Source organism: Nitrosomonas sp. Nm58, assembly GCF_900107335.1.
In the GTDB taxonomy this organism is placed as follows: Bacteria; Pseudomonadota; Gammaproteobacteria; order Burkholderiales; family Nitrosomonadaceae; genus Nitrosomonas.
Map to the genome: position 1 here is coordinate 52,502 of NZ_FNPQ01000018.1, position 10,852 is coordinate 63,353.

Annotated in this window: 10 protein-coding genes; 5 read left to right on the top strand and 5 right to left on the bottom strand. The window is 47.2% G+C overall.

Annotated features, from left to right (window positions below):
* The first annotated feature begins 241 nt into the window (after window positions 1-241).
* Complete coding sequence (locus tag BLW34_RS08655) at window positions 242-655, top strand: CopD family protein (protein WP_090542443.1); 414 nt, start codon at window positions 242-244, stop codon at window positions 653-655.
* 23 nt (window positions 656-678) lie between these two features.
* On the opposite strand, the gene def is transcribed toward BLW34_RS08655, so the two are convergent.
* From def to ligA, 4 genes are read right to left on the bottom strand one after another with little or no spacing between them, the layout of a single operon-like run.
* Entirely contained in the window at window positions 679-1,212 is a 534-nt protein-coding gene (gene def / locus BLW34_RS08660) for a peptide deformylase (RefSeq protein ID WP_090578314.1), read from the bottom strand.
* Window positions 1,202-1,948, bottom strand: coding sequence for an S-methyl-5'-thioinosine phosphorylase (locus BLW34_RS08665; protein ID WP_090542439.1), 747 nt, complete (start codon window positions 1,946-1,948; stop codon window positions 1,202-1,204). The genes def and BLW34_RS08665 overlap by 11 nt, the downstream gene beginning before the upstream one ends.
* A gap of 13 nt (window positions 1,949-1,961) precedes the next feature.
* The gene (locus BLW34_RS08670) at window positions 1,962-2,507 is read right to left on the bottom strand and encodes a hypoxanthine-guanine phosphoribosyltransferase (RefSeq protein ID WP_090578317.1); all 546 of its coding nucleotides are present in this window, start codon (window positions 2,505-2,507) and stop codon (window positions 1,962-1,964) included.
* A gap of 7 nt (window positions 2,508-2,514) precedes the next feature.
* Entirely contained in the window at window positions 2,515-4,557 is a 2,043-nt protein-coding gene (gene ligA / locus BLW34_RS08675) for an NAD-dependent DNA ligase LigA (RefSeq protein ID WP_090578320.1), read from the bottom strand.
* Window positions 4,558-4,843: 286 nt separating this feature from the next.
* Between ligA and BLW34_RS08680 the strand changes: the two genes are divergently transcribed.
* The 4 genes from BLW34_RS08680 to BLW34_RS08695 are packed head-to-tail and all read left to right on the top strand — an operon-like array spanning window position 4,844 to window position 10,543.
* Window positions 4,844-7,045: a GMC oxidoreductase gene (locus tag BLW34_RS08680; protein ID WP_218138816.1), complete on the top strand. Its 2,202-nt coding sequence runs from the start codon at window positions 4,844-4,846 to the stop codon at window positions 7,043-7,045.
* Window positions 7,046-7,081: 36 nt separating this feature from the next.
* Window positions 7,082-8,107: an esterase/lipase family protein gene (locus BLW34_RS08685; RefSeq protein ID WP_090578323.1), complete on the top strand. Its 1,026-nt coding sequence runs from the start codon at window positions 7,082-7,084 to the stop codon at window positions 8,105-8,107.
* 16 nt (window positions 8,108-8,123) lie between these two features.
* Complete coding sequence (locus BLW34_RS08690) at window positions 8,124-9,023, top strand: acetoacetate decarboxylase family protein (RefSeq protein WP_090578326.1); 900 nt, start codon at window positions 8,124-8,126, stop codon at window positions 9,021-9,023.
* 11 nt (window positions 9,024-9,034) lie between these two features.
* Window positions 9,035-10,543, top strand: coding sequence for a patatin-like phospholipase family protein (locus BLW34_RS08695; RefSeq protein ID WP_090578332.1), 1,509 nt, complete (start codon window positions 9,035-9,037; stop codon window positions 10,541-10,543).
* A gap of 167 nt (window positions 10,544-10,710) precedes the next feature.
* Here the strand turns inward: BLW34_RS08695 and BLW34_RS08700 are convergent.
* Window positions 10,711-10,852, bottom strand: a 142-nt coding sequence (locus tag BLW34_RS08700; protein ID WP_143037874.1) for an IS3 family transposase, incomplete at its 5' end; no start/stop codon positions are given.

Consider the following 10,852-nt stretch of genomic DNA (forward strand, 5'->3'; position numbering starts at 1 on the left):
AGGCTAAAGCATTCTTAACTTTGTGCAGTAGGTACTTAAGTTTTCTATATAGATTTTTTTCCAGCAAAAACTGTAGACGTAACCAATAATATGAAAAGTCCTATGCCTAGCTAGTTAAATCTAGCTAACCAATGGTTATATTATAATTACACAAGAATGCGATCATTTTTTAAATAGCCTGATCGCATCTATTAATGGTGCCTCGCCAGCTTTTATTTTTCTCAAAAATAAGGATCACCCTATGCTCTGGATAAAATCATTACATATTATTTTTATGGTTACCTGGTTTGCTGGCCTATTTTATTTACCCCGGTTGTTTGTTTACCACGCCATGTGTACTGATCAAGCTGGGATTGATCGTTTCAAAGTGATGGAACGTAAACTCTTCTACGGTATCATGACACCTGGCGCGCTATTGACGCTGCTATTTGGAATCTGGTTATGGCTCGGTTACGGTTTCTCTGGGATCTGGCTGCATGCTAAATTAGCTCTGGTCATCCTGTTGATTGCCTACCATATATACTGCGGCAAATTACTGATCGATTTCAAACATGATCGCAATCAACACGGTCATGTTTATTATCGCTGGTTCAATGAGATCCCCGTCATTATTTTATTTGCAGTAGTCATGCTCGTCGTGGTCAAACCCTGGTAATGTCACCCATTTTCGGGCGTAATTTACTCATCCATGACTTCTTCACCAGGAAACAGCACTTCTGTAAAGCCAAACTTGCGAAGATCAGTAATACGCATTGGGTAGAGTATTCCTTGCAGGTGGTCACATTCATGTTGCACCACACGCGCATGAAAACCGTCCACACTCCGATCGATTACATTACCGAACTGATCGACCCCCTGATAACGTAGCTGGGTATAGCGCGGTACTATACCGCGCAGCCCGGGAACACTTAAACACCCTTCCCAGTCTTCTTCCATTTTTTTTGTCAATGGCGTCAAAACAGGATTGATCAATACAGTGAAAGGGACTGTTTCCGCCCTTGGATAGCGTGGATTATATTCCACGCCAAATATAACCACTTGCTGATCAACACCAATTTGCGGTGCAGCCAAGCCCGCACCATTGAGCGCTGCCATCGTATCCTGCATATCCTGAATCAGTGCTTCAAGTTCGGGTGTATTGAATTTGCCCACTTTCTTCGCTACTTGCAGCAGACGTGGATCGCCCATTTTCAAAACAGTTCTAATCGTCATTTATTTTTACCAAATGTTCTAATATGTTTCGTACGCTTATCATGGTTTCTTCCAAAACAGCGTAAACTTCCTTTAGTGGAATTGCATGTGCGCTTGCACCACGCCCTGCCGCATAGTTCGCAACAGCCGCAATTGCAGCATAAGGCAGCCCTAGTTCCTTCGCGAGCACAGCTTCCGGCATACCCGTCATGCCTATCATATCTGCCCCATCTCGCTCCAATCGATTCACTTCTGCAGCCGTTTCAAGCCGCGGCCCTTGAGTCACCGCATAAACTCCCCCATCGATAATGTTCTCGTTCGCCTGTTTCGCTGCTGACAAAAGATGGCTGCGCGTTTCCAGACAAAAGGGATGGGTAAAATCAGTATACGTAATGGGTCTATCGGTTTTATCAAAATAAGTGAATTTCCGATCATAGGTATAATCAATGATTTGATCCGGCACAACCAACCTGCCAGGTATCAAATCTGCACGGATGCCACCTACCGATACGACCGCGATAATTCGTTTTGGTTTAAATAAATGCAGTGCCCAAAGATTAGCTTGGTAATTGACAGCATGTGGTGGAATGGTATGGCCATGACCATGTCGTGCCAGGAACACGATCTCCTGATCCTGGATTTTGCCAAAGGTTAAGGGTCCAGATGGCTCACCATAAGGCGTTCTCACGATCTGGCGATGTGATATTTCCAGGCAAGCAAGCTTAGTCATTCCGCTTCCACCAATAATTGCGAGCATATTTCTTTCTACCTCATTCCTTAATGGCATAGATTGCGGGTAAATTTCGCCATAACCCCTGTATATCCATGCCATAACCAAATACATACCGATCTGGCAATGTCATGCCTATAAAATCTGCACGAATCGGTTTTGCTTGACCAATAGCTTTATCTGCGAGTACGGCACTATAAAATGCTTTTGCTTTTCCTTCCATCATGCGCTCACGAATCGCGGCAAGTGTAACACCTTCATCCAGTACATCATCCAGAACCAGCACGACTCTTTCCTTTAAATCAATTTGGGGCGGCACTTTCCAGTCAATGCGCCCGCCTCGAAGGGTACGATTATAGCGACTCACGTGCAGATAATCGAAATCCAGCGGAAAATGAAGCAAGGGCAGTAATTGTCCAGTAAAGACCACGGCACCGCCCATCACACAGAATACCAATGGATATTGACCCGATAATGCCAGCGTAATCTCTTTAGCCATACGTTCTATCGTTTCCATCAGTACTTGAGCGGAAACGATCAACTCTGCATTCTTCAGGAGTTGTTCTGCTTCGTTAGCGGTTAACATGTAAATATCAAATACTGAATCCGGCGCTATCCTGCAGCAATTTCACCAGCCCTGCTTCATCCAGTATCGTGATATCCAACTCGACAGCCTTGTCATATTTGCTGCCTGGATCGACACCCACCACTACGTAATCGGTTTTTGAGGAAACACTACTCGTGACTTTACCCCCCAGATGCTCGATTTTTTCCTTTGCTTGCTCGCGTGCCATGTTGGGTAATGTCCCAGTCAGAACAAAAGTCTTGCCATGAATGGAGCTACTAACAGGTGTAACCACTTCTGAGCTTTCTTCCCATCTGACGCCACAGCTACGTAATTGCTCGATCACTTCGCGATTGTGTTGTTCGGCAAAAAAGTCGGCAATACTCTGAGCAACCACTGGACCGATATCGGATACCTGCTGCAATTGTTCCATATTGGTAGTCATTAATCGATCGAGTTGACCAAAATGACGTGCCAGTTCTTTGGCCGTAGATTCGCCCACATGACGAATACCCAGTGCGTAAATAAAGCGGGCGAGCGTGGTCTGCTTACTTTTTTCAATCGCCAGCAGTACATTATTCGCAGATTTTTCGGCCATACGCTCCAAATTGACCAACGCTGTAATACCCAACTTATAAAGATCAGCAGGGGTACGCACGACAGAGTGATCCACCAATTGATCTACCAGTTTTTCACCCAACCCCTCGATATCCATGGCGCGGCGCGAAGCAAAATGTAAAACCGCTTGCTTTCGCTGCGCAGGACAAAACAACCCGCCGGTACAACGCATGACTGTTTCTCCCGGCAGGCGCACTGCACGGGCACCGCAAACTGGACAGTGATCAGGCATTAAAAAAGATTTTACGTGAAGTGGCCGTTGCTCAGGGATAACCGCCACCACCTCTGGAATGACATCTCCCGCTCGACGCACGATGACCTTGTCGCCAATCATAATTTGCTTACGCTTGATTTCATCTTCGTTATGCAAGGTTGCATTGGTCACGGTTACGCCGCCAACAAAAACCGGCGCCAATCGCGCAACCGGTGTTAATGCCCCTGTTCTGCCGACTTGCACATCGATTCCCAGTAATTCGGTCATCGCTTCCTGCGCAGGGAATTTATGCGCAATTGCAAAACGAGGAGCGCGCGAAACGAAACCCAGTTTTTCCTGTTGCGCTAAATCGTTCACTTTATAAACGATACCATCGGTATCGTAAGGCAGCTTATCACGCAAAATGGCCATCTGGCGGTAGTAAGCCAGTAATGCTGTGACACCGGTAACCACTTTATGCTCTCGCGCTACCGGGAAATGCAATGAAGTCAGGTAGGCGATAATTTCACTGTGTCGGGTATAAGGAGTAACTCCACCTTCATGAACACCCACACCATAAGCAAAAAAAGTCAGCCTGCGCTTCGCTGTAATACCCGGGTCTAGTTGTCTGAGCGAACCCGCAGCGGCATTGCGTGAATTGGCAAAGATCTTCTCACCTTTGTTCTGCTGTTCCAGATTAAGCTTCTCAAAATCCGCCTTCAATATCAGCACTTCGCCCCGCACCTCGAGCAGCGCAGGAGAATGCTCAATGGGCAACCGCAATGGAATCGATTTAATGGTACGCAAATTGAGCATGATATCTTCACCTGTGTAACCATCGCCCCGCGTCGCGCCACTCGTCAATACGCCATTCTCGTAGGTTAAACCAACAGCTAGCCCATCGAATTTAGGTTCTACCGTATATTCGACGCTATCGGCCTTGAGTTCCTCTCGTATCCGGCGGTCAAATGCTTCCACTTCGGTATCTTCAAACGCATTATTAAGTGAAAGCATGGGAGTACGGTGCGTCACCTGGATAAACTCTTTCAGAGGCGCGGCGCCCACACGCTGAGTAGGCGAATCAGGTGTGACCAGCTGAGGATAATGCTGCTCGAACTGCTGCAATTCGCGAAACATCCGGTCGTATTCAACATCCGGGATGATCGGTGCATCCAGGACATAATAACGATAATTGTGCATATCAATCGCTTCACGCAATGCTTTCACTTGTTGCTGAATTGTTTCGGGCGGCTGATTCATATCAATTCTGAGATATTCGCGTGTAATAGTATTTTCTGTATCAAGTCAAGTTACAAATAGCAGTACGAATTATATTTATTTGAAGCATTTTCCCATTAATCATAAGCCTAGAATAGCGATTTTCTCTGGAATGCCTAAGTACTTCTAGCAAGCTTATGTTTTCGTTATTGGAATAAACCATCACTTGATAGCAATTTATTCGAAAAGCACTATTTGGCGAGAATCTGTTATTAAACTCATTGAAATTTAAATCTTTTAATTCCCAAGCTGGAAAAGGGTTATCAATATGTCTTTGACGTTCAAAGAAACGATGTCGGGTTATTTTGCCCTCGGGGTAACTGATCCGGTTGAAGGAGCCAATGTAGGTAAACAAAACAGTACTCAGCTGGCGATGCACGCCAAGGTCAGCCTAGATAACCTGGATCGCTTCTTAAGTGACCCGAACCATCTAGGATCATTGACTGGCACCATAGATTTCCTCCCCTTTGGAGCCGGAATCGCAGCGAGCTCCGGGGTATTCAACCTGTTCAAACCTACCGATGACCCCGACATGACCTATATGGTCTATGAGCTAGCGTTTCAGCATAAAGGGCAAGATTATTATTTAGCTGGTCACAAAAATGTCAAGGACGATCATGGTTTTGATCTCTGGTCTGATACCACCACTTTGTATACTTGCCTGCATCAGGGCAAAGACAAAAGTGGTCCAATCGTGGGTGCGGGAATTTTGACACTTGGAGTTAAACAACTGGCTGATCTACTTTCCACCATTGAAGTCCCTGGAGCCACCAGCCTGGCTGAGAAAGCCCGCGCCATTGAAAAATTCGGCGCATTCTTTGCAGGAAAGCTATGGGATAGCTATATCATTCCTAAATTCGGCAAACAGTTACTGGATAAATCTCATGATGAGACGCTGCATTATGATGTCATTGTGATTGGCAGCGGCTTTGGCGGAGCCATAACGGGTTGCAGATTGGCAGAAAAAGGACTGAAAGTTTGTATTCTCGAACGTGGTCGGCGCTGGGAAGTCAAGGATTATCCACGCGATCCCAAGGATGCCTGGTGGTGGTCCAATGAGAAACCCGCCGAATTGAATGGCTGGATTGATATTCGTACCTATCCTGACATGGCGGTTGCACAGTGCAGCGGTGTGGGCGGCGGTTCGCTGATTTACGCGAATATTTTCGTCGAGGCTGAGCCATTTGTTTTCGATTCCGGCTGGCCTAAGGAAATCACTTACGAATCCTTAAAGCCGTATTATGAAAAAACCGGCAAGATGCTCAACGTTCAGGAAGTACCCGATAATCAGTGGCCGGCCAAGACCAAACTGATGAAAGAAGCAGCCGAGAAAAGTGGTTTCGGTGATCGTTTTCGTAAAATGCCCCTCGCAGTCACCTTTGATCCCGATTTCAGTTATGATCGTCCGGATGCTTTTGGCGATCAGCATACCAAATATCACACCAACGCATTCGGTCAGGAGCAAGGTACTTGCGTTCATTGCGGTAATTGCGACATCGGTTGCCAGGTCAAAGCCCGCAATACCCTGGATTTGAATTATATTCCTCTGGCCGAGCAGCATGGCGCCGCAGTCAAGCCATTGCACCTCGTGCAACGCATCACGCCGCTCCATAGCGGTGAAGGTTATCGCGTCGATTTCAACGTGATCGATACCAACAAACAAAAACTGACTCCTGGTTTTCTGAACGCTAAAAAAGTGATTGTGGCAGCCGGTACGATGGGAACCAATGACCTGCTCCTTCGCTGCCGTGATCAATATGGAACCCTGCCCAATCTCAGCCCGGTCCTCGGTACAGGGTGGAGTTCCAATGGCGATTTCCTGACCCCGGCAGTTTATCACCATCGTGATATCTCACCGACCTATGGCCCGACGATCACCAGTGCCATTGATTTTCTGGATGGATCCTTCAAAGGACAGCGATTCTGGGTGCAGGACGGCGGCTTTCCCAATCTGATGAAAGATGCCGTCACTGGTTTAAGTAAGGATCATCACTTTGGACATTTTTTCAGTGCCTTGCAGTCCCTGGTCCAAAATAAGAGCCCTTTATCTTCGGTCATGCCGTGGTTTGGACAGGCAGTGGATGCCTCAGATGGCGTATTGAAACTTTCTCGCAGCTGGATACCCCCCTTTCGCCACAAAGTACAATTGGATTGGAATATCAAAAAATCCGAGGGTGCTGTCCAGGCATTGGTCGACATGCATGAAAAACTCTCAAAAGCGACAAAAGGCGAAGCCAAGGTTCCTTTGACCTGGTCCATCCTGAAAAATTTGATCACACCGCATCCCTTGGGAGGCTGCCGAATGGGCACCCATAGCGCAGACGGCGTTGTCGATCATAAGGGAGAAGTGTTTGGTTACCCAGGTCTTTACATTGCCGATGGATCCATTTTTCCGAAAGCAGTTGGCTTAAATCCTTCCCGCACGATCGCTGCTCTGGCGGAGCGTATCGCGGAACTGATCGAGCCTTGATTCCAGCTAACCACACCATACCGAAAGGATGACATCATGGATCTGACGGAACGTATCGTTCCCTTCACGGCTGGCGACGGCATGGCATTGAACCTGATCAATGTTCGCTCCTCCAGCCGGCCGCCCACGCAAGAACCCGTTATCCTGGTTCACGGCGCAGGAGTGCGGGCAAATATCTTCCGTGCACCAGAAAAAAAAACTATCGTCGATGCGCTTATAGAAGCTGGCTACGATGTCTGGCTGGAGAACTGGCGTGCCAGTATCGATTTTCCTGCCAACACCTGGACCCTCGATCAAGCAGCACTTTACGATCACCCCTACGCAGTGCGAAGAATCTGCGAAGAAACGGGTCATGAAACCATGAAGGCGATTATCCATTGCCAAGGTTCTACCAGTTTTATGATGTCCGCCATGGCGGGCCTTGTGCCCCAAGTATCGACCATTATTGCGAACGCCGTCACTTTGCATCCGGTTGTACCTGCCTGGTCGGCATTTAAGCTAAATTTTGTCGTCCCGTTAGTAAATACGCTCACTCCTTATGTAAATCCCCACTGGGGAGTGGATGCGCCAACCTGGATCGCCAAGTTAATGACGGCCATGGTCAAACTGACTCATCATGAATGCAATAACACCGTCTGCAAGCTGGTGAGTTTTACCTATGGCAGCGGCTTTCCAGCTTTATGGCAGCATGAAAACCTCAACGAAAACACCCATGAATGGCTTAAGGAAGAATTTGGTAACGTGCCCCTGAGATTTTTCCAGCAGATGGCTCGCTGCGTCCACAAGGGCAATCTGGTTTCCGTAGAAAGTTACTCCGAATTACCAGCAGATTTCGGTGCTGTACCACCCAAAACAGCAGCACGTTTTTCATTTTTTTGCGGCGGAAAGAATCGCTGTTTTTTACCGGAGAGCCAAGAAAAATCATGGGCCTATTTTGACAAGCTGCAGCCTAATTTCCATACACTGCATAGGCTGCCGGAATACAGTCACTTGGATATCTTCATGGGCAAGAATGCTGCTCGTGACGTCTTTCCCATCATGATCAAAGAACTCGCCAAATAATCAGGAGATAACAAACATGGGCATTCCCAAGCGAATCAAAGTAACTTCTGGCCAACATTCCTTGGTCGACGATATTCCTTTTCAGCTACCTGTGCAATGCGCTCCATCCCCTGTCTTGATGGCGGCGTTCCCCATCAATGCAGACAAAGCCGAGGCTGCATTACCGGCAGAGGTTCATCCGCTAAGACTCCGTAACAATAAAGGCCTGCTGGTGGTGACCGTCATCAACTATCTGGGAACCAACATCGGCAAATATATTGAATATAGTATCGGTATCGCCTGTACCCATGGCCTTAAACCTGCCCCCCCTTTGCTTCCGTTGCTATTGATGAATACTTTCGGCACGGGTCAATATGTACTCGAATTACCGGTATCCACAAAAATTTCCGTCAAGGGTGGCAAAGGCATCTGGGGTATGCCCAAGCATCAAGGCAATCTTGACTTTAAGATCGGAGATAACACTGTCAGCAGCCAATATGATCTGGATGGTCAATTGGTAACTTATATAGAAATAGCTCGCCCCTCATTCTCTTTTCTGCCTTTGCTGAATATCCCCGCTGTCAATTACTGCGCTTTCCGTGGCATGCTGATGAAATCCAGCATCTACATTAAAGGCTGGGCAGGCATGAAGCTGTTCAAGTTCGCCAAAGCCAAGCTGGTGTTAGGCGATCATCCACACGCTGATGTTCTGAAAACCCTGGAAATTGAAAACCAGCCGTTGATGACCGCCTTCATACCAGGCGTTGTCGGCACACTCGATGACCATATCGAATCCTGGTTTCTTCACCAGGCCGAACCACCATCAACGCCACCAGAAGGATTCGAAAGTGTCATTGATTTACCGCAGGATGAAACGTGGCCACCGTCACCAAGCGCCCCGATCATTGGTGAAACATTTGGCAATCTCAACCGTTAAAATTCACTAACATGAGTATAAGCAAATCTGTTCACCTCGCAGCGCCCCAAAAATCCGGCGAACCCAGACGAGCCTTGGTACTGCCAGGTGGTGGCTTGCGCCTGTCTTACCAGGCCGGTATTTTGGCTGCTCTGGAGGAAGCTGGTATGGTTTTTCAGTTCATGGACGGCACCTCGGGTGGTAGCCTGAATTTGTCCATGCTGCTATCAGGACTCTCACCAACAGAAATATGTCGGCGCTGGCGTACTTTGCGTCTGATCGACACCATTTCATTTCTACCAATCGAGGATTGCCTTAAAGTTGAGAATTTGCAAGGCGTTGGCGATGCCGATGGTTTCCGCAGTAAGGTACTGCCTCATTTCGGTATCGATTTTGCAGCCATCCACCAAGTGGATGCAGTTAACGCCAGCTATAACGTCCTGGATTACGCCAACAAAACCGTTAAAACTATTTCTCATCAGAATATTGACGAAGACATGATCATTGCCGGTATGTCTTTGCCGGGCGTCTTTCCGCCAGTGCGTAAGGAGGGAGGTATTTATCTGGATACCGGTTTTGTCCAGGATGCCAATCTCATCGAGGTAGTCAGGAATGCTGCCGAGGAGATCTGGGTACTTTGGGGATTAGGCAATACAGGGGTATACCGTGGAGGCATATTGCACCTCTATGTGCAAATGCTGGAAGTTAGCGCCAATACCGCTTTGAACAACCAGCTGGAAATCATACGGGAGCTTAATCACCGCATCGAGAAAGGTGACAGTCCTTATGGTCAAACTCGCCCAATCCAGGTCCATGTCATTCGACCTGACCATCCTCTACCCTTGGACCCAGATTTGTATCTTGGTAAAATCGACCATGCCACTTTAATCGAAATGGGCTATGCCGATGGCAAAGCCTATTTGCAAAATCTTACCCAAGCACCAGGCCAGATCAATCCTACTAACCCCTCCCGCATGAAAGATCCAGCGCCGGGAATCCGCTTTTCGCAGCACTTGGCAGGCTACTTAAATTTTCAGGAACGTCCTGGCACAAGAGAAGATTTAAAGCTGAGCCTGACCGTTCATATTGATCATCTCGAAGCTTTTGTTAATGATCCACAGCATACCGCAAGAATGACGGGTCATCTGAGCAACCCCACTATCGGCACTTTTAGGATGCTCACTGACGGTCGCTTTACTTTGGAAAAAAATGCATCGAAGAAAACACGAAAAATTACTTATGAATTTGGTATAGAAAAAGATAATCAAGGTTACAGTTTTATCCTCGAGCAAGTCCTTCATGACGACCTTGGTCTCGACCTGTGGCGTGATTTATCGAATCTGAGTCTAAAATTATTCAAAGGGCGTGTGGAGGATGGGAATCTCGTCGCTATCGGCACTTTATGCCTGCCCTTGGCAGGTATCAAGGATTTAATCAAGAGTTTCCATGCCACGGAAGCGGCATCGTTCACAGAAGAAATTGCAATTAAGGGGCGTTTCGCTCGCTTTTTCCTCGGTGAATTGTATGACGTTTATGGCTAATACGCTTGATCGAAGACATTCTTGATTTCATGCTGGAGCAATCATGCCTACCTCATCTTTACTTCCAGAAAATCTGAGCCTTGCTCCATAATATAACGTGAGTTCGACATAAGGATTACATCAACGCGACTGGAAGTGACCTGGTCAAGTAAAACCGGACAACCCAGTTAAGCGACTTCTTTCAATTTTTCTGTTTCCACTTCATATTGATTGGGGCTTTTGTACTCCAAGTATGAATGCAGTCGATGGCTGTTATAGAACATGGAAATATACTGCAGCACATCTTGCTGTGCTGCATGACGGGTTTGG

Coding starts and splice junctions, on each gene's coding strand:
- ligA (WP_090578320.1), bottom strand. CDS start 4,557: ATGAATCAGCCGCCCGAAACAATTCAGCAACAAGTGAAAGCATTGCGT.
- BLW34_RS08655 (WP_090542443.1), top strand. CDS start 242: ATGCTCTGGATAAAATCATTACATATTATTTTTATGGTTACCTGGTTT.
- BLW34_RS08690 (WP_090578326.1), top strand. CDS start 8,124: ATGGGCATTCCCAAGCGAATCAAAGTAACTTCTGGCCAACATTCCTTG.
- def (WP_090578314.1), bottom strand. CDS start 1,212: ATGACGATTAGAACTGTTTTGAAAATGGGCGATCCACGTCTGCTGCAA.
- BLW34_RS08665 (WP_090542439.1), bottom strand. CDS start 1,948: ATGCTCGCAATTATTGGTGGAAGCGGAATGACTAAGCTTGCTTGCCTG.
- BLW34_RS08685 (WP_090578323.1), top strand. CDS start 7,082: ATGGATCTGACGGAACGTATCGTTCCCTTCACGGCTGGCGACGGCATG.
- BLW34_RS08670 (WP_090578317.1), bottom strand. CDS start 2,507: ATGTTAACCGCTAACGAAGCAGAACAACTCCTGAAGAATGCAGAGTTG.
- BLW34_RS08695 (WP_090578332.1), top strand. CDS start 9,035: ATGAGTATAAGCAAATCTGTTCACCTCGCAGCGCCCCAAAAATCCGGC.
- BLW34_RS08680 (WP_218138816.1), top strand. CDS start 4,844: ATGTCTTTGACGTTCAAAGAAACGATGTCGGGTTATTTTGCCCTCGGG.